The 18,869-nt window shown below is 56.5% G+C and carries 13 protein-coding genes and 1 tRNA gene; 10 read left to right on the plus strand and 4 right to left on the minus strand.

Annotation, left to right across the window (positions count from 1 at the left end):
• Window positions 1–200: 200 nt before the first annotated feature.
• The 5 genes from HFD95_RS11855 to HFD95_RS11875 all read left to right on the plus strand — a co-directional run bounded on the left by HFD95_RS11855 (window position 201) and on the right by HFD95_RS11875 (window position 5,068).
• Complete coding sequence (locus HFD95_RS11855) at window positions 201–1,187, plus strand: D-cysteine desulfhydrase (protein ID WP_122458274.1); 987 nt, start codon at window positions 201–203, stop codon at window positions 1,185–1,187.
• Between the two features lie 113 nt (window positions 1,188–1,300).
• Window positions 1,301–2,101 carry a cystine ABC transporter substrate-binding protein gene (gene tcyJ, locus HFD95_RS11860; RefSeq protein WP_064691418.1) on the plus strand — a complete coding sequence of 267 codons (801 nt, stop codon included), beginning with the start codon at window positions 1,301–1,303 and terminating at the stop codon, window positions 2,099–2,101.
• Complete coding sequence (gene tcyL, locus HFD95_RS11865; protein ID WP_003854540.1) at window positions 2,101–2,769, plus strand: cystine ABC transporter permease; 669 nt, start codon at window positions 2,101–2,103, stop codon at window positions 2,767–2,769. Before tcyJ ends, tcyL begins: the two co-directional genes overlap by 1 nt.
• Window positions 2,766–3,518, plus strand: a complete 753-nt coding sequence (tcyN, locus tag HFD95_RS11870) for an L-cystine ABC transporter ATP-binding protein TcyN (RefSeq protein WP_010247571.1) — start codon at window positions 2,766–2,768, stop codon at window positions 3,516–3,518. The genes tcyL and tcyN overlap by 4 nt, the downstream gene beginning before the upstream one ends.
• A gap of 464 nt (window positions 3,519–3,982) precedes the next feature.
• Window positions 3,983–5,068: an acyltransferase family protein gene (locus tag HFD95_RS11875; protein ID WP_010247569.1), complete on the plus strand. Its 1,086-nt coding sequence runs from the start codon at window positions 3,983–3,985 to the stop codon at window positions 5,066–5,068.
• Between the two features lie 1,398 nt (window positions 5,069–6,466).
• Here HFD95_RS11875 and putA read toward each other — a convergent pair.
• A complete protein-coding gene (gene putA, locus HFD95_RS11880) occupies window positions 6,467–10,414 on the minus strand; it encodes a trifunctional transcriptional regulator/proline dehydrogenase/L-glutamate gamma-semialdehyde dehydrogenase (RefSeq protein WP_167430282.1) in 3,948 nt (1,315 codons plus the stop codon).
• Window positions 10,415–10,865: 451 nt separating this feature from the next.
• Here putA and putP point away from each other — a divergent pair, with 451 nt between their 5' ends.
• The 5 genes from putP to phoH all read left to right on the plus strand — a co-directional run bounded on the left by putP (window position 10,866) and on the right by phoH (window position 17,172).
• Window positions 10,866–12,350, plus strand: a complete 1,485-nt coding sequence (gene putP, locus HFD95_RS11885; protein WP_167430283.1) for a sodium/proline symporter PutP — start codon at window positions 10,866–10,868, stop codon at window positions 12,348–12,350.
• 189 nt (window positions 12,351–12,539) lie between these two features.
• Entirely contained in the window at window positions 12,540–13,364 is an 825-nt protein-coding gene (gene efeU, locus HFD95_RS11890; RefSeq protein ID WP_010258496.1) for an iron uptake transporter permease EfeU, read from the plus strand.
• 52 nt (window positions 13,365–13,416) lie between these two features.
• Window positions 13,417–14,532: an iron uptake system protein EfeO gene (efeO, locus tag HFD95_RS11895; protein ID WP_167430284.1), complete on the plus strand. Its 1,116-nt coding sequence runs from the start codon at window positions 13,417–13,419 to the stop codon at window positions 14,530–14,532.
• Window positions 14,533–14,534: 2 nt separating this feature from the next.
• Complete coding sequence (efeB, locus tag HFD95_RS11900) at window positions 14,535–15,812, plus strand: iron uptake transporter deferrochelatase/peroxidase subunit (RefSeq protein ID WP_163798613.1); 1,278 nt, start codon at window positions 14,535–14,537, stop codon at window positions 15,810–15,812.
• A 571-nt stretch (window positions 15,813–16,383) separates the two neighbouring features.
• Window positions 16,384–17,172 carry a phosphate starvation-inducible protein PhoH gene (gene phoH / locus HFD95_RS11905; protein ID WP_010258505.1) on the plus strand — a complete coding sequence of 263 codons (789 nt, stop codon included), beginning with the start codon at window positions 16,384–16,386 and terminating at the stop codon, window positions 17,170–17,172.
• A 171-nt stretch (window positions 17,173–17,343) separates the two neighbouring features.
• Here the strand turns inward: phoH and HFD95_RS11910 are convergent.
• The 3 genes from HFD95_RS11910 to HFD95_RS11920 form a co-directional block, all read right to left on the minus strand.
• A tRNA-Ser gene (locus HFD95_RS11910) sits at window positions 17,344–17,431 on the minus strand.
• 264 nt (window positions 17,432–17,695) lie between these two features.
• Window positions 17,696–18,229 (minus strand): peptide-methionine (S)-S-oxide reductase MsrA, encoded by a 534-nt coding sequence (msrA, locus tag HFD95_RS11915; protein WP_010670823.1) that lies wholly within the window; start codon window positions 18,227–18,229, stop codon window positions 17,696–17,698.
• A 59-nt stretch (window positions 18,230–18,288) separates the two neighbouring features.
• Window positions 18,289–18,855: a flavin reductase family protein gene (locus HFD95_RS11920; RefSeq protein WP_022625495.1), complete on the minus strand. Its 567-nt coding sequence runs from the start codon at window positions 18,853–18,855 to the stop codon at window positions 18,289–18,291.
• Window positions 18,856–18,869: the final 14 nt, after the last annotated feature.

Consider the following 18,869-nt stretch of genomic DNA (forward strand, 5'->3'; position numbering starts at 1 on the left):
GCTCCCCCGCGTGCCTGCGGCACGTTCCCCTTTTGCCCGCCAGCCGGGTAGAAGGGAAGGGGGAGCACGGCGCTTCTTTCTCCTGCAACTTTCACTACACATCTGTCTCACCGCATCTGCTGACACCTGAATCAGGGTGATCCTTTTCGCATCTTCTGCAACACTGTAAGGATAAATTGAATGCTCGAACGGAGGCAGCATTGTCTTTACATCTGTTACACCAATTCCCACGTCTTGAACTGCTGGGTGCACCCACGCCGTTAGAACATCTGCCTCGGCTCTCTGACTATCTGGGCCGCGATATTTTCATCAAACGCGATGATTTCACGCCGGTGGCGATGGGCGGCAATAAGCTGCGCAAGCTGGAATTTCTGGCGGCGGACGCGCTGCGTGAAGGCGCCGATGTGCTGCTGACCGCGGGCGCTATCCAGTCCAATCATGTGCGTCAGACGGCGGCAGTCGCGGCCCGGCTTGGCCTGAAGTGCGTGGCATTGCTGGAAAACCCGATTGGCACCCACGCAGAAAACTACCTGAGCAACGGCAACCGACTGTTGCTGGATCTGATGGACGCTGAAGTGGTTATGGTGGATGCGCTGAATAACCCTGCGGAACAGCTGGCTGAACAGGCCACGCGTCTGGAAGCCCAGGGTTATCGTCCTTACATCGTGCCGGTCGGCGGCTCAAATGCGCTGGGTGCACTAGGCTATGTAGAGTGCGCGCAGGAGATTGCTCATCAGAGCGAGGGTGTGGTCGATTTCGCCGCCGTGGTCGTGGCCTCGGGCAGTGCTGGTACCCATGCCGGACTGGCGGTGGGTCTGGAGCATCTGCTGCCGGAGACCGAGCTGGTGGGCGTCACCGTTTCACGCCAGGTTGAGGCGCAGTTGCCGCTGGTGGAGCGGCTGCGTCAGTCGCTGGCGGAGACGCTGGAAGTGCAGGCTAAGGCACCGATTAACCTGTGGGATGACTACTTTGCGCCACGCTACGGCGAACCCAATGATGAAGGCATGGCTGCGGTGAAACTGCTGGCGCGGCTGGAAGGGATCCTGCTGGACCCGGTCTACACCGGCAAGGCGATGGCCGGACTGCTGGACGGCGTCAGCCAGAATCGTTTCCGCCGTGAAGGTCCGTTGCTGTTTATTCATACGGGTGGCGCACCGGCGTTATTTGCTTATCATCCTTCGGTCTGAGACAAGCGAATAAAACAGTTTATACTCCGTGGGTTATCCTTCTGGACTGGCAGCGACAAGCCGTGCTGCCCTTATAAGAACACACACACAATACTGTCAATAATGGGGTGAATATGTCCTTTTCTCGTGCAGGTCGTCAGATGATGATGGGCGTCATGGCCGTGGCGCTGATTGCTGGCGTCAACGTTAAAACCTTTGCAGCGGAAAATCTGCTGAACAAAATTAAAGAGCGCGGCACGCTGCTGGTGGGTCTGGAAGGCACCTATCCGCCATTCAGCTTCCAGGATGAAAAGGGCAAGCTGACCGGCTTTGAAGTGGAATTCGCGGAACAGCTGGCACAGCACATGGGCGTCAAGGCGAGCCTGAAACCGACCAAGTGGGACGGCATGCTGGCCTCACTCGACGCGAAGCGCATCGATGTGGTCATCAACCAGGTCACCATCTCTGATGAGCGTAAGAAGAAGTATGACTTCTCCACGCCATACACGGTCTCCGGCATTCAGGCGCTGACCATGAAAGCCAATGCGAACACCATCACCAAACCTGCTGACCTGGCCGGTAAAAAAGTGGGCGTCGGTCTGGGCACCAACTACGAGCAGTGGCTGCGTGAGAATGTGAAGGGCGTGGACATCCGTACCTATGATGATGACCCGACCAAATATCAGGATCTGCGCTCTGGCCGTCTGAATGCCATTCTGGTTGACCGCCTGGCCGCGCTGGATCTGGTGAAGAAAACGGGCGATACCATGGCGGTCGCGGGCGATGCGTTCTCTCGTCAGGAATCGGGCGTGGCGGTACGTAAAGGCAACGAAGACCTGCTGAAAGCGATCGATCAGGCCATTGCTGAAATGCAGAAAGATGGCTCGCTGAGCAAGCTGTCTCAGAAATGGTTTGGCGCGGACGTGACGAAATAATGCAGGAAAGTCTTCAACTGGTGCTGGATTCAGCACCTTTTTTATTAAAAGGCGCGCTGTTTACGCTGCAGCTCAGCATCGGCGGTATGTTCTTTGGCCTGCTGCTGGGCTTTATTCTGGCGCTGATGCGTCTGTCGCGCTTCTGGCCGGTTCGCTGGCTGGCGCGGATCTATGTCTCGATCTTTCGTGGCACGCCGCTGATCGCCCAGCTGTTTATGATCTATTACGGCCTGCCGCAGTTTGGCATTGAACTGGATCCGATCCCCTCTGCGATGATTGGTCTTTCCCTGAATACCGCAGCCTATGCCTCAGAGTCACTGCGTGGCGCGATTTCATCGATTGAGCGCGGGCAGTGGGAAGCGGCGGCAAGTATCGGCATGACGCGCTGGCAAACCCTGCGCCGGGTGATCCTGCCACAGGCAGCCCGCACCGCGCTGCCCCCGCTGGGCAACAGCTTTATCAGCCTGGTGAAAGATACCTCGCTGGCGGCGACCATTCAGGTGCCGGAGCTGTTCCGTCAGGCGCAGTTGATTACCTCACGCACGCTGGAAGTCTTTACCATGTATCTGGCAGCCTCGCTGATCTACTGGGTGATGGCAACGGTGTTATCTGCGTTGCAGAACCGGCTTGAACAGCATGTTAATCGTCAGGATTCGGAGTCGAAATGAGCGCCATCGAAGTCAGAAAGCTGGTGAAGTCTTTTAACGGCCAGACGGTACTGCACGACATCGACCTTGATGTGGCCGCCGGTGAAGTGGTGGCCATTATCGGCCCCAGCGGATCAGGTAAAACCACGCTGCTGCGCAGTATCAATCTGCTGGAAGTGCCGGATAGCGGCACCATCCGCGTTGGAGAGATCACCGTTGATGCGGCGCTGGCACAGAGTAAGCAGAAAGAGCAGGTGCGTCGTCTGCGTCAGCAGGTCGGGTTTGTCTTCCAGAACTTCAATCTGTTTCCGCATCGTTCAGTGATGGAGAACATTATTGAAGGGCCGGTTATCGTCAAAGGCGAAGCGAAAGCGGATGCGGTAGCCCGCGCCCGCACGCTGCTGGAGAAGGTCGGGCTGCACGGCAAAGAAGAGAGCTATCCGCGCCGTCTGTCGGGTGGGCAGCAACAGCGCGTGGCGATTGCGCGTGCGCTGGCGATGCGGCCGGAAGTGATCCTGTTTGATGAACCGACCTCGGCGCTGGATCCGGAGCTGGTGGGCGAGGTGCTCAGCACCATTCGCGCGCTGGCCGAAGAGAAACGCACCATGGTCATCGTCACGCATGAGATGAGCTTTGCCCGCGATGTGGCTGACCGCGCCATTTTTATGGATCAGGGGCGGATTGTGGAGCAGGGCGAAGCGAAAGCGTTGTTCAGTAACCCTCAACAGCCGCGCACCCGTCAGTTCCTTGATAAATTTCTGAATCAGTAATCCACACTGCCTTCCCCGGAAGGCAGTTTTAACCCGTTTAAAACCCTCATTGTTTAAGCTGCCACTGGCTATGGTCACGCTATTAGCAGGCGCAATATCATAAATAACTCTGCCGCTGTTAAACCTTTTGGCACATCTGACAAATCTTTTCTGTTCATCGGGAATATATTGGCTTTTCCCGTTGCCACTTTCTCTTAATTATATTCTCTGAATTATGAAGCAATATTATCCTTTAAGCTGGCTGCGGCACTGCTAATTAGTGTGTTGCGTCGATATTAGTAAGTGTAAGGAAACGTTCTGCTGAGTAAATAACTGTGGTAACAGGGCCACGCAGCGGCTTTTAAGAGTTTCGCTACATTCATCACCGGTTCAATGGCGAATAATTGCCGGATAATCATAAAAGCAATACTGATTTCCTCGCTTTTACTTTCCAGCATTCTGACCTACACAGCAGGAGTCATTGAATGAACCAGACTAAGTCAGATCAGATATTGTGGGTAGATACCCTGAAGGGCGCCTGCATATTACTGGTGGTCCTGTACCACACGGTTTTACCCGGCTTTGAAGGGACGATGAAATATCTCTCTGCCGGATGGATCCCCGCCGAAATATGGATACAGTTTAATACGGTACTGTCGCCGCTGCGCATGCCCGCCTTCTTCTTTGTCTCGGGATTACTGGCGACCAATGGCATTCTGAACCGGCCATGGAAGCAGGTATTTACCAGTCGCATCACCAATCTTTTTTATCTCTATATTCTGTGGGGGTTTATTCAGTGGTGGTCAATTATCGGTATCTCTACTGAAATTACCGGCCAGCGTATTTCGCAGAACCTTAATGCCGCCTATGCGGGTTCGCTATTCGAGTTTCTCAAGCTGACCTTTATGGCTATGAGCACCTCGTGGTATCTGTATGGGCTGGGACTCTATTTCCTCTGTGCCAAAGTTTTCCGTCAATATAAGCTGGCCCTGGTGGCGGTGGCGATCCTGCTGAATTATCTGGCGGCAGAAAAAGTGATCCCGTTCTGGGGACCACAGAGCCTGGCCCAATATTTTGTGTTCTTCCTGTTAGGGGCATTCTGGAGCCAGACGATGCTGCGCCTGAGTGAATGGCGGCGGGAGAATCTGATGCCCTGGGCGCTACTGGCGGCAGCCGCCGGGATTCATGTGCTATTCGGTCTGGATAAGAGTCTGTTCCTGTGTGTACTGGCGGTGTTATTCAGTATCGCGGCCTGTCGCTGGCTGAATCAGCACTTCAGCATGCGCTATCTCAACTGGGTTGGCCGCAATACGCTGCAGATTTACGTCATCCATCGTATTTTTATCGAGTTTTTTGGTATGTCTGCGATTCTGTTCGCGCAGCGGCATCATCTGTTCGAGCAGGCGTGGTTTTCGTTTCTCTGGGCCTGTTTCTATCCGGTGGCCATCGTGGGGCTTTGCTCGCTCTGTTCAGTGGCAATCTGGTCGCTGACCAATCGCGGAGTCGGGCAGTCGCTGTTTGTGTTCCCGACGTTAATGAAAAGGGCGCCTGGCGGCGCGAGCGGTGGGTAAGTTACGCTTAGCAGCGGGGAAGTTACGCTTTGCAGCGGGCTTGCACTGAGCGGGTTACGCCCGCCAGGCGATGGGGAGTTTCAGGTTGCCTGTGCAGGCGGACGCGTCAAGGGGCGGACGCCCGCCCCTTAACAATCCCGGCGTCCGGCTGCCTGCGCGCCCCGCTGTGCGGGGTGCCTTCGTCACGCCCTGCGGCCGACGGACCGTCCGGACTCGCCATCCCTGGCTCGTACCGTCCTTTCGCCGACGTCCTGTCGGCCCATCCTGGCCTCTGGTTGTTCCTCAGCGCTGCGGACGCCTCTGGCAAACCCCCTGCCGGTGGGTTTGTCACCCGGACTGACTGGGCTCCGGCCGCTGAAAGCGGGGAAAGATACATAAGGTTTCGCTTTGCAGCGGGCTTGCACTGAGCGGTTTCGCCTGCAAGGCGATGGGGCGTCTTAGTTCACTTAGCCGCGCGTTAGCGCTGAGAGGGTTACGCCCGCCAGGCGATGGGGAGTTTCAGGTTGCCTGTGCAGGCGGACGCGTCAAGGGGCGGACGCCCGCCCCTTAACAATCCCGGCGTCCGGCTGCCTGCGCGCCCCGCGTAGCGGGGTGCCCTCGTCACGCCCTGCGGCCGACGGACCGTCCGGACTCGCCATCCCTGGCTCGTACCGTCCTTTCGCCGACGTCCTGTCGGCTCATCCTGGCCTCCGGTTGTTCCTCAGCGCTTCGGACGCCTCTGGGAAACCCCTGCCGGTGATTTCTTTGTGTTTTCTTTAGTGCAGCGTTGTCTGGTGACCCGAAAGCCAGTCTCAATTCCGGAATCTCACCGCAACACTCTTAGTGACCTGAAAACGAGATAACAGCGGTTAGGGTTGAATGCCATTCTGTCTGACGACCCGATAGCAAAGACAATCCCAAAAACCCACAGCGATAAAGTACCCGACATAACAAGAAGAGATAACAGCGGGTAGGTTGAATAACATTCGGTCTGCTGAGCCGAAAGTCAGAGGCAATCCCAAACTCACAGCGACAGCGAACCCAACATAAAAAGAAAAGATAACAGCGAGGGGGTGGGGAGGCCGTCAGAACCGCTGAGCGGATGAGGGATTTCAGGACGAGCGACAGGGATGTCGCGAAGAGGCGGGCTCGCGCCAGGGATGGCGCGTCCCGCTGGTCCGTGAGAAATCCTGAAGTAGTGAAGGAACCGCGAAGCGGCGGTGAAGCAGGCCGGAGCCCGGGGTCAAGGGGGCGCGGCGACTGGCGCCCCCTTGTCGGTCGCCTGCAGAGGCGAATCTGAAACTGCCTGGCTTACCAGGCGAACGAAACCTTCTCATAGCCCGTTCGCGCAGCGAACCATCCCAGCTTCAGCACCGCACCTCAGCCCGTTCGCGCAGCGAACAATCCCGCGAACGCCCCTTACCCTATGGTCATCAGGCTCGCATTACCGCCTGCCGCAGCGGTATTCACACTCAGCGAACGCTCAATCAGCAGACGCTCCAGCAGCAGATTGGTCTCGCCGCGGGCAAAGCCCTGCACCGACACAATCGCGCCTTCACGTGCGGCAATCTGTTCACACAGGGTACGCAGCTGATCGGCATCACCGTGATAGATCACCGCATCAAACTCTGCCGCTAACGGGTCACGCGCCAGCGTGATGCGAGCTTTAACTGCATCCGGCAGCGAGGCCAGCAGGGTGCGATGCAGCTCATCATCCTGCCACAGTGCTTTACTGCCGACGCTGGTCACCGCGGCCAGCTGGATTAACGCATCCTGCTCGTTATCAGCCAGACAGAGCACCTGATCACGCGGCAACAGTGAGAAGGTATTGCGCTCGCCTGTCGGGCCAGGCAGCAGACGGACCACGCCCGCCTGCGCCAGATCGCCATAGTGCTGGCAGAGTTCAGCCAGTTCAGGCTTATCCTTAGCCCAGTTGCTAAGTGCCAGATGCGGGGCCAGCAGTGACTGACGCAGCGTGCTGTCCGCCGGGCGTTCTGCATCCTGACGATCAAAAGTCAGACGCAGCGCACTATCCGGACGATGCGCCAGCAAGCGGTAAAGATAGAGCGGACCGCCGGCTTTCGGACCGGTACCGGATAAGCCCTCGCCACCAAACGGCTGTACGCCGACCACCGCGCCCACCATATTGCGGTTGACGTAGAGATTGCCGACTCGGGCGTTCGCCGTAACCTGTGCAATCGTTTCGTCGATGCGGGTATGTACGCCCAGCGTCAGGCCATAGCCGGACGCATTGATCTGCTCAACCAGCTGCGGCAGGTTATTGCGGGTGAAACGCACCACGTGCAGCACCGGGCCAAAAATCTCTTTATCCAGATCGCTGACCTGGCCCAGTTCAATCAGTGTCGGTTTAACAAAGGTACCGCTATTCCACTCTTTGCTGTCCTGTGGGTTATCCTGCACCGCCTGATAGACCGTGAAGCCTTTATTACGCATCGCCTGAATATGGCGATCGATATTAGCTTTCGCTTCGGCATCAATGACCGGGCCGATGTCGGTCGAGAAGCGTTCCGGATTGCCCATGCGGCACTCCGCCATCGCGCCGCGCAGCATCTTCAGGGTATGGTCGGCGACATCTTCCTGAATGCAGAGCAGGCGCAGGGCAGAACAGCGCTGTCCGGCACTGTCGAAGGCAGAGGCGACGATATCGATCACCACCTGCTCAGTCAGCGCGGAAGAGTCGACGATCATCGCATTCATCCCGCCGGTCTCAGCAATCAACGGCACAGGACGACCGTGCTGGTCAAGGCGACCCGCCAGATTACGCTGCAGCAGTGTCGCCACCGCAGTTGAACCGGTAAACATCACGCCACGCACCCGAACGTCACCGGTCAGCTGTGCACCAACGGTTTCACCCTGACCTGGCAGCAGTTGCAGCACGCCTGGTGGCACACCCGCATCCAGCAGGATCTGAACCGCCTGTGCGGCAATCAGCGGTGTCTGCTCGGCCGGTTTGGCCAGCACGCTGTTGCCCGCTGCCAGTGCAGCCGCAATCTGACCGGTAAAGATTGCCAGCGGGAAGTTCCATGGACTAATGCAGACCACCGGGCCCAGCGGACGATGGGTTTCGTTGTCGAAATCGTCACGCACCATTCCGGCGTAGTAATAGAGGAAATCAACCGCTTCGCGCACTTCCGCGATGGCGTTGTTGTAGGTTTTGCCCGCTTCACGCACCAGGATGCCAAGCAGCTGCTGCATCTGGCCTTCCATGATCTGTGCGGCGCGTTCCAGAATGGCGGCACGCTCCTGCGGTGGTGTGGCAAACCAGATTGGCCCGCTGTTTACCGCGGCATCCAGCGCCACAGAAACTTCCTGCTCTGTGGCTTCACGGACCTGACCTACACGGTCGCCAGGCGCTGCCGGGTTCAGAATGTCGCGCAACTCGCCGGCACCCGCTTCACCGTCGATCATCGGCTCGGCCAGGCAGGGCTGTGCGGCACTGCTCAGCAGGGCGCTGGAGAGTGAGGCAAGACGGTGTTCGTTGGCCATATCCAGACCCGCAGAGTTAACGCGGTTATCGCCATACAGATCGCGCGGCAGGGGGATTTTTGGATGCGGCAGACCAATGGCACCTTCGCTGACACCCAGCTTCTCCACCGCGCTCACCGGATCGGCCACCAGTTCATCAATCGGCAGCGAGGTATCGGCAATGCGGTTAACAAACGAGGTGTTGGCCCCGTTTTCTAACAGGCGGCGCACCAGATAGGCCAGCAGGGTTTCATGGGTACCGACCGGCGCATAGATACGGCAGGGGCGGTTAAGTTTGCCGTCCGCCACTTTGCCCACCACCTGCTCATAGAGCGGTTCGCCCATGCCGTGCAGGCACTGGAACTCATACTGACCGGGATAGTAGTTGTTGCCCGCCAGCTGATAAATCGCCGCCAGGGTGTGGGCGTTGTGGGTGGCGAACTGCGGATAGATCAGGCTTGGCACGGCCAGCAGTTTGCGGGCGCAGGCCAGGTAAGAGATATCGGTGTAAACCTTGCGGGTGTAGACCGGATAGCCTTCCAGGCCTTCCAACTGGGCGCGTTTGATTTCGCTGTCCCAGTACGCGCCTTTCACCAGACGAATCATCAGGCGACGGCGGCTGCGCTGCGCCAGATCGATCAGCTCATCAATCACAAACGGACAGCGTTTCATGTAGGCCTGAATCACAAAACCGATGCCGTTCCAGCCTTCCAGCTCTGGCTCGAAACAGAGTTTCTCCAGTAAATCCTGCGACAGTTCCAGCCGGTCCGCCTCTTCTGCATCGATGTTGATGCCGATGTCATAGGAGCGGGCCAGCAGCGTCAGCGATTTCAGAATAGGGTAGAGCTCTTCCATCACGCGCTCATACTGCGCGCGGCTGTAGCGGGGATGCAGTGCTGAGAGCTTGATAGAGATGCCGGGACCTTCATAGATGCCACGACCATTCGACGCTTTACCAATGGCATGGATCGCCTGCTGATAAGAGAGCAGATAGGCTTTGGCATCGCCTGCCGTCAGGGCCGCTTCGCCCAGCATGTCATAGGAGTAGCGGAAGCCTTTCTCTTCCAGCTTGCGGGCGTTAGCCAGCGCTTCGGCAATGGTTTCACCGGTGACGAACTGCTCGCCCATCAGACGCATCGCCATATCCACGCCTTTGCGGATCAGCGGTTCGCCACCCTTACCGATAATGCGGTTAAGCGAGCTTGAGAGATTCGACTCGTTGTGGGTCGAGACCAGGCGGCCGGTAAACAGCAGGCCCCAGGTCGCCGCGTTGACAAACAGTGACGGGCTGCGTCCCAGATGTGACTGCCAGTTGCCGTTGCTGATCTTGTCGCGGATCAGCGCATCGCGCGTTGGCTTGTCGGGAATACGCAGTAGCGCTTCAGCCAGACACATCAGCGCCACACCTTCATGGGAGGAGAGAGAGAACTCCTGCAGCAGGCTCTGCACCATGCCAGCGCGTCCGGTTGCCCCTTTCTGGTGCCGCAGCTTGTCGGCGAGCTGATAAGCGAGTTGATGGGTTTTCTCTGCCAGCGCCGCCGGTAAACGTGCCTGTTCCAGCATCATTGGCACCGCATCGGTCTCCGGACGACGCCATGCGGCGGTCACCGCTGAACGGGTCACTGACTGAGGTAAAATCTGCTCTGCGAAATCAAGGAACGGCTGGTGCGTCTCCTCTGGCTGGGTGTCGTCGGACTCCGCGGCCGCCTGAGCAGAAAGCGGGATCTCCGGCACGGTATCGCCGGTTTCCAGCTGGCCCAGGTAGTTAAAGATCGCCTGTTTAATCAGCCAGTGTGGCGTGCGATCGATGCGCTGCGCAGCCAGTTTGATGCGCTCGCGTGTCGCGTCATCCAGTTTTACACCCATGGTGGTTGTAGCCATGACTCCAGAGCTCCTTGATAGTGGTTCGATACGGCGTTGGCTGCACTATCACTTAAGTTGCAACTTTGTGCAACCGTGTTAAATGTGAGCCAGTTAACACCCTTTTAACGTCGACGATTGTTAAATCCCGCAATGCGGCACGGATATTGCTGCAAGATCCTCGCCAGGCTGGCAGACCCGATGAAAAGCGGGTTTCAGGCAGGTAATACGATGGTGCAACCGGATAACTGTGAGCGAGTGCAACCTATGAGCACGTTTTCACAAACGGTTAGTGAAATCACTGTAACGCCTGTGTTAAATCCATTGTGCGCACAACGCCTTTCCGGCAGGATACCGCGCCGCTGGGAAATGAGTGACGCCCTGACGAAGAAAATCGGCCCGCTTTGCCCCGTTCCGGCAGGCGGGTAGCTGGCGATTTCTCTGGGATATCAAATAATAAGTGGAGAGACAGATGAGTGTAAGTACACCAATGCTGGTGACCTTTTTGGTTTATATTCTTGGGATGGTATTAATCGGGTTTGTGGCTTATCGCTCAACCAAAAACTTTGATGATTACATCCTCGGTGGCCGCAGTCTGGGTAGCGTGGTCACGGCACTCTCTGCCGGTGCATCCGATATGAGCGGCTGGCTGCTGATGGGCTTACCGGGTGCGATCTTCATCTCCGGTATCTCTGAAAGCTGGATTGCGATTGGCCTGACGATCGGTGCCTGGCTGAACTGGAAAATCGTGGCCGGTCGCCTGCGGGTTCAGACTGAACATCACAACAACGCCCTGACGCTGCCGGACTTCTTTACCAGCCGCTTTGAGGACCACAGTAAAATCCTGCGCGTGATCTCCGCCATTGTGATCCTGGTGTTCTTCACCATCTATTGCGCCTCAGGCGTGGTAGCCGGTGCGCGTCTGTTTGAAAGCACCTTTGGTATGAGTTACCAGACCGCTCTGTGGGCGGGTGCAGCGGCAACCATTCTCTATACGCTGGTGGGCGGTTTCCTGGCGGTGAGCTGGACCGATACCGTTCAGGCGAGCCTGATGATTTTTGCGCTGATCCTGACGCCGGTGTTTGTGATTATCGCGGTCGGCGGCTGGTCTGATTCGCTGGCGGTGATTGAAGCGAAGAGCCTGGAAAACCTCGACATGCTGAAGGGACTGAACTTCGTCGCGGTGATCTCGTTACTCGGCTGGGGTCTGGGCTACTTCGGGCAGCCCCATATTCTGGCGCGCTTTATGGCGGCGGATTCGCATCGTTCAATCCGTACCGCTCGCCGTATCGGTATGACCTGGATGGTGCTCTGTCTGGCCGGTGCCGTGGCGGTGGGCTTCTTCGGTATCGCCTGGTTCCAGAACAACCCGACGCTGGCGGTTGGCGTTAACGCCAATGCGGAGCGGGTCTTTATCGAGCTGGCGCGTATCCTGTTCAACCCGTGGATTGCCGGTATTCTGCTGTCAGCGATCCTGGCAGCCGTGATGTCAACGCTGAGCTGTCAGCTGCTGGTCTGCTCCAGCGCCCTGACCGAAGATCTCTACAAAGGCTTACTGCGCAAAAATGCCAGCCAGAAAGAGCTGGTATGGGTAGGGCGTCTGATGGTGCTGCTGGTGGCGCTGATTGCGATCGCGCTGGCGGCTAACCCGGAAAACCGCGTGCTGGGCCTCGTGAGCTACGCCTGGGCGGGCTTCGGTGCAGCGTTTGGTCCGGTGGTGCTGTTTGGTGTCTGCTGGAAGCGGATGAACCGCAACGGTGCGCTGGCGGGCATGATCGTCGGTGCGCTGACCGTGCTGGTGTGGAAACAGTATGGCTGGCTGGGACTGTATGAAATCATCCCGGGCTTCATTTTCGCCAGCATCGCCATTGTAGTGTTCACGCTGATGGGCCGTGAGCCATCAGCAGAAGCGCAGCAGCGCTTTGCCGCTGCAGAGGCGGAGTTCCAGACAAAATAAGCGAGGCGTTAATCGCCTGGCCCGTCCCGAAAGGGGCGGGCTTTTTTGTTACAAAGATAAACCACTCAAAGATGAAATTATCTCCACCGGCAACTTGTTTTTTTCTCAGCGATAATGATAATCGGTATCGTTTACACTTTACCTTATTTTACTGTTTATTGACGCTGCTTAACATTCAAGAGGTTGGCGATGTTTGTTCCTTTTCTCATCATGCTGCGCGAAGGGCTTGAAGCCGCGCTGATAGTCAGCCTGATAGCCAGCTATCTCAAACGCACCCAGCGCACCCAATGGTTTCCCGCGATGTGGGCCGGCGTGTTTATTGCCGCCGGGCTCTGTCTGGGCCTGGGTCTGTTCATCAATGCCACCACCGGTGAGTTCCCGCAGAAAGAGCAGGAGCTGTTTGAGGGCATCGTGGCGCTGATTGCGGTGGTGATCCTCACCTCAATGGTTTTCTGGATGCGCAAAGTCGCCCGCAACATCAGGGTCGAGCTTGAACAGGCGGTCGATCAGGCGCTGCAACGCTCAGGTCGTGGCGGTCTGGCGCTGGTGCTGATGGTGTTTCTTGCCGTGGCGCGCGAAGGACTGGAGTCGGTGTTCTTCCTGCTGGCGGCGTTTACCCAGGATGTCGGTTATGCGCCGCCGATTGGTGCGGTGCTGGGTCTGGCAACCGCGGTCGTGCTGGGCATGCTGCTCTACTGGGGCGGTATCCGTCTTAACATGGCCCATTTCTTCCGCTGGACCAGCGTATTCATCCTGTTTGTCGCCGCGGGTCTGGCTGCGGGCGCCATCCGCGCCTTCCACGAAGCGGGTTTATGGAATCGCTTTCAGGATGTCGCCTTCGATCTCAGCAATACCTTATCGACCCATTCGCTGTTCGGCACCCTGCTGGAAGGGGTGCTGGGTTATCAGGAGTCCCCAAGCGTTAGTGAAGTGACCGTTTACTTCGCCTACCTGATCCCGGCGCTGATTCTGTTCTTTATGCCTGCGCGTTCTGCTGCGTCGGCCACTGTGTAATTTGACATTTAACGGGCGCATCTTACGCCTGCAACATGATAGGGAAAGAGAGATGACAATGCGTTTCCGCCGCAAGGCACTGCTGCTTCCTCTGCTGGCAATCTCCGCAACGGCGGCCGCGGCGGTTCCTCAGGTTACCGTAAGCGTCACCGACAAGCAGTGCGAGCCGATGAGCTTAACGGTCAAGGCCGGTAAGACCCAGTTCCTGATTAAAAACAACAGCCAGAAAGCGCTGGAGTGGGAGATCCTCAAAGGGGTGCTGGTGGTTGAAGAGCGTGAGAATATCGCGCCGGGCTTCAGTCAGAAACTGACCGCCAATCTGGAGGCGGGCGAATATGAGATGACCTGTGGGCTGCTGAGCAATCCAAAAGGCAAGCTGATCGTGCAGGCCGGTGAGGGCGCAGAGAAAAGTGGCACCTCAGCACGCCTGCAGCTGGAAGGCCCGATCACCGAATATAAAGCCTATGTGACCGACCAGGTGAACCAGCTGGTGAGCAACACCCAGGCCTTTACTGATGCCGTTAAAGCGGGTGATGTTGAAAAAGCCAAAGCGCTGTTTGCTCCGACCCGTCAGTATTATGAGCGCATTGAGCCGATTGCGGAGCTCTTCTCCGATCTCGACGGCAGCATTGACGCCCGTGAAGATGACTATGAGAAGAAAGCGGCCGATCCAAAGTTCACCGGTTTCCACCGTCTGGAGAAAGCGCTGTTTGCTGATAACAGCACGAAAGGCATGGCGGACTACGCTGAGCAGCTGAATAAAGATGTGAAAGATTTGCAGGTGCGCATCAGCGAACTGGCCTTCCCGCCAGCTAAAGTGGTCGGCGGCGCAGCCGGTCTGATTGAAGAGGTCGCTTCCAGCAAAATTTCCGGTGAAGAAGATCGCTACAGCCGGACTGACCTGTGGGACTTCCAGGCGAACATTGATGGCGCGCAGAAAATCGTTGAGCTGCTGCGACCCATGGTAAGCAAAGCCAATCCGCAGTTGCTGGCCAAGGTTGACGCCAACTTCAAAAAAGTGGATGCGATCCTGAGTAAGTACCGCACCCAAACCGGTTTTGAATCCTATGAGAAACTGACCAGCGCCGACCGTAACGCGCTGAAAGGACCGATCACCGCACTGGCGGAAGATCTTTCATTACTTCGTGGCACCCTGGGTCTGGATTAATCATGAGTCGCAAGGAAGATGACGCGCAGCCTGCGCGTCGTCGGTTACTAAAAGGGCTGGGGCTGCTGGGTGGCGCGGCAGCGCTGAGCGGCGGCTGTCCGTTCCATGCAGCCGCCGCCGACAGCTTTTCGCCGGGGACGGTTACGCCGCAGGCCCGACAGCAGATGCAGCCGTTTTATGGTCAGCATCAGGCGGGTATCACGACGCCACAGCAGGCATCGATGATGCTGGTGGCGTTTGATCTGCTCAGCAGCGATAAAACGGAGCTGGTGCGTCTGTTCCGGTTGCTGACCCAGCGTATTGCCTTCCTGACCACGGGCGGTCCGGCACCGGTAGTCACCAATCCGCGGTTGCCGCCAATGGATTCCGGCATTCTTGGGGCGACTATCGCGCCTGATAATCTGACGATTACCGTGTCGGTCGGCAATTCACTGTTTGATGAACGCTTTGGTCTGGCGCCGCACAAACCGAAAAAATTGCAGCCGATGACTCGCTTTCCCAATGATTCGCTGGATGCCAGTCAGTGTCATGGCGATCTGCTGTTGCAGCTCTGTGCCAACACCCAGGATACGGTGATTCATGCCCTGCGGGATATCATCAAGCATACGCCTGACCTGCTTGGCGTACGCTGGCGGCGTGAAGGCTTTATCTCCGATCACGCCGCGCGCAGTCAGGGGCAGGAGACTCCGATCAACCTGCTGGGTTTCAAAGATGGCACCGCCAATCCGGATACCCACAACCCTGCTCTGATGAATCAGCTGCTGTGGGTGACCGACGATCAGGACGAACCGGTCTGGGCGCGCAATGGCAGCTATCAGGCTGTACGGTTAATCCGCTTTCACGTCGAAATGTGGGATCGCACGCCGCTGGGCGAGCAACAGACTATCTTTGGTCGCGAGAAATTAAGTGGCGCGCCGCTGGGGATGCAGCATGAGCGCGACGTTCCGGATTACGCCCGTGATCCGGACGGTGAGGTAATTGCGCTGGATGCGCACATCCGTCTTGCCAACCCCCGCACGCCAGAGACGGCAAGCAGCCTGATGCTGCGGCGCGGCTACAGTTACTCCGCGGGTATCTCTGCATCGGGACAGCTGGAGATGGGGTTACTATTCGTCTGCTATCAGCACGATCTGGAACGCGGCTTTCTCACGGTGCAGCGGCGCCTGAACGGCGAAGCGCTGGAAGAATATATCCGGCCTTTTGGTGGCGGTTACTTTTTTGTTTTGCCCGGTGTACCAGACGCCAGCCATTATTTAGCGCAGTCGTTGCTGGAAGCCTGATTAAAATTCAACCACTGTGGGCGTCCCTGTTCTGGTCGCCCACGTTTTACGGTTTTCGTGCTTTGCTGGCTGAGGTTAAACTGAGTTTCAGCGGTTGTCTGGCATATATAAAATAAGCTAATACACTGTAATTAAAAGATTTTACATTTTGCCTTAAAAGAAATACATACACGTGATTAGCAATTCTTTTGCCAGCAGGTAAAATTACTATTGCAAAGGCCCAACAAAATGGTGCACTTTATTAAACAGGCGTAATCGGATGTGTTGATGTATCACACTGGAGTTCGCGCATGGGTCGAGTCTTTAATGGAAAGTCACTGTCAGTAAATAGATTGCGCCTGACCGCGAGGGCAATTCTGCCTCGTTATTTCTTCCTTCCTTCAACCATCTCTTTTGTTTTATCGCATCCTGTTTTATCCGGTGTTCAGCTACGCTATTGCGCTGCTGCATACCCACTATCCTGTCCTGTCATGGCTCAAAAGGAAGCCAACTGAAACCTCTAAAGCGTTCACGTTATCGCAACGGGCCACCGGCCTGACGCAGGAAATGAAACCAACTGAAAGGTGCCACTATGGGAAGACAGAAAGCAGTGATCAAAGCGCGTCGTGAAGCAAGAAGAGTGCTTCGTAGTGACTCAAGAAGTCATCGTCAGCGTGAAGAAGAGTCGGTCACTTCGCTGGTGCATATGAGTGGACTGGATGCCATTGGCATGGCGCGCGATACGCGTGACCGGTTGCCGATTGAAGCCCGTAATGAAGCTCAGGCGCACTATCTTAACGCCATAGAGAGAAAACAGCTGATCTTCGCAACCGGTGAAGCCGGGTGCGGTAAAACCTGGATCAGTGCCGCAAAAGCGGCTGAGGCCCTGATTAATAAGGATATCGACAGGATTATCGTTACGCGCCCGGTACTGCAGGCAGATGAGGATCTGGGATTCCTTCCCGGCGATATTTCTGAGAAATTCGCGCCTTATTTCCGCCCGGTTTATGACATTCTGGTTAAACGTCTTGGCGCATCCTTTATGCAATATTGTCTGCGTCCGGAAATTGCCAAGGTAGAGATTGCACCGTTCGCCTATATGCGTGGTCGCACTTTCGAAAATGCTGTGGTAATTCTGGACGAGGCGCAGAACGTCACCGCCGCGCAGATGAAAATGTTCCTGACCCGACTGGGCGAAAACGTCACGGTCATTGTTAACGGCGATATTACCCAGTGCGACTTGCCCGCTGGGGTGCCTTCCGGTCTCGCAGACGCGCTGGCGCGTTTCGAAGAGGACGAGATGGTTGGCATTGTACGCTTCGGCAAAGAAGATTGTGTGCGTTCTGCGCTGTGTCAGCGCACCCTGCACGCGTATAGCTAGCGTTTGATTGAGTAGAAGTGTAGCGCCCAAACCCGGCTCCGGCCGGGTTTTCTTATTGTGGGGCAGGGGCTGCGCACGTGGTCGTTCCCCGGCGGGAGTTATCACGCTCTCTCAGAGAGAAATATGCAAAAAAAAAGAGCCTGAACAAAAGTTCAGGCTCTTCTTTGAAGATGGCGGTGAGAGAGGGGTTCGAACCCTCGATACGTTGCCGTATACACACTTTCCAGGCGTGCTCCTTCAGCCACTCGGACACCTCACCAGATTTACTTCGCTGACCGCGATGGGTCAACGGGGCGGTACTATAGGGAGTCGGTTGAAAACGGTCAAGCACTATTTTTCTCTTTTGATCTATTCGCTTAAGCTCTGAACGAATCGATTTACTGCGGCATAAAACCCGCCGTTTTACCGGCCACATCCCGCCATCCTGATGAGCCCGGTCAGGTGAGTTTTATGGCAGCAAATAAACCGGGGCGGCGTTCTCACCCTCGTTATTGGTCAGACGCCGCCCCGACTGATGCCGGAATCAGCTCTTTACTCTGTTAGCGAAACTTTTCCGCAGCTTCTGCAGTTTCGGTGGAATGACCGCCATGCAGTAGCCGTTGCGCTGGCCCGCGCCTTCCCAGTAATCCTGATGATAAGCTTCAGCGGGATACCACTCTTTCAGCGGCTCAATGGTGGTCACCACCGGCACATCATGGTCAGCCTGAGCGCGGGCAATGGCAGCGCGTGCTTCCGCTTCCTGCTCTGCATTGGCCGGGAAAATGGCGGAACGATACTGGGTGCCAATATCATTACCCTGACGGTTAAGCTGGGTCGGATCATGCGTCACAAAGCTGATATCCAGCAGATCGCCAAAGCTGACTTTATCCGGGTCGAAGCCAATGCGGATCGCTTCCGCATGACCGGTCGCACCGCTGCAGACCTGCTCATAAGTCGGATTAGGACGAGCACCGCCGGTATAACCGCTTTCTACCGACTCTACGCCGATCACATCCTTAAATACCGCTTCGGTACACCAGAAACAGCCGCCAGCGATAACTGCGTATTCGATTGCCATAATAATTTACTCCTGTCAGGTCGAAAGAGGTGAATGGGGGCGCAGAAGAGCGCTTTCAACTAGATCAGCATCTCCGGTTTAAAATCGCCGCTCTTATCCAGTATTTTGTCGCTCATCACGCTGAACCGGCCTTCGCCAGTGTAGTGCAGGGTAGTGGGGTATTCCGGCTGCTCGGCAACGTGCGCTTTAACAATCTCAAAAATAAACAGGTTGTAGTTAGCGACCATCGAATCGTCATAAAGCTGACACTCAAAGCTGGCAAAACATTCGGCAATCATGGGCGCGCCAACCACCTGAGCGGGTTCCGGCGTCAGGCCAAATGCCTCAAACTTATCAATGCTGTCACCGTGGCTGTTGCCGATTGCCACAACTTCATCAATCAGCGAGGCAGAAGGAATGTTCAGCACGCACTGACCGCTGTTGCGGATAAGCTCATGGCTGTGGTTCATACCGGCAATCATGCAGCCAACCAGTGACGGAGAAAACTCCAGCACCGTGTGCCAGCCGAGCGTCATGATGTCATGTTGATCTTTGTACTGCGAACTGAGCAGCAGCACCGGTCCGGGCTCAAGGTATTTGCGGGCTTTGCTGACCGGAAAAGCATATTTGTGCATGCGTTGGCTCATGGCGTAACTCCTGA

It is taken from the genome of Pantoea sp. EKM10T, assembly GCF_011800685.1.
In the GTDB taxonomy this organism is placed as follows: domain Bacteria; phylum Pseudomonadota; class Gammaproteobacteria; order Enterobacterales; family Enterobacteriaceae; genus Pantoea; species Pantoea agglomerans.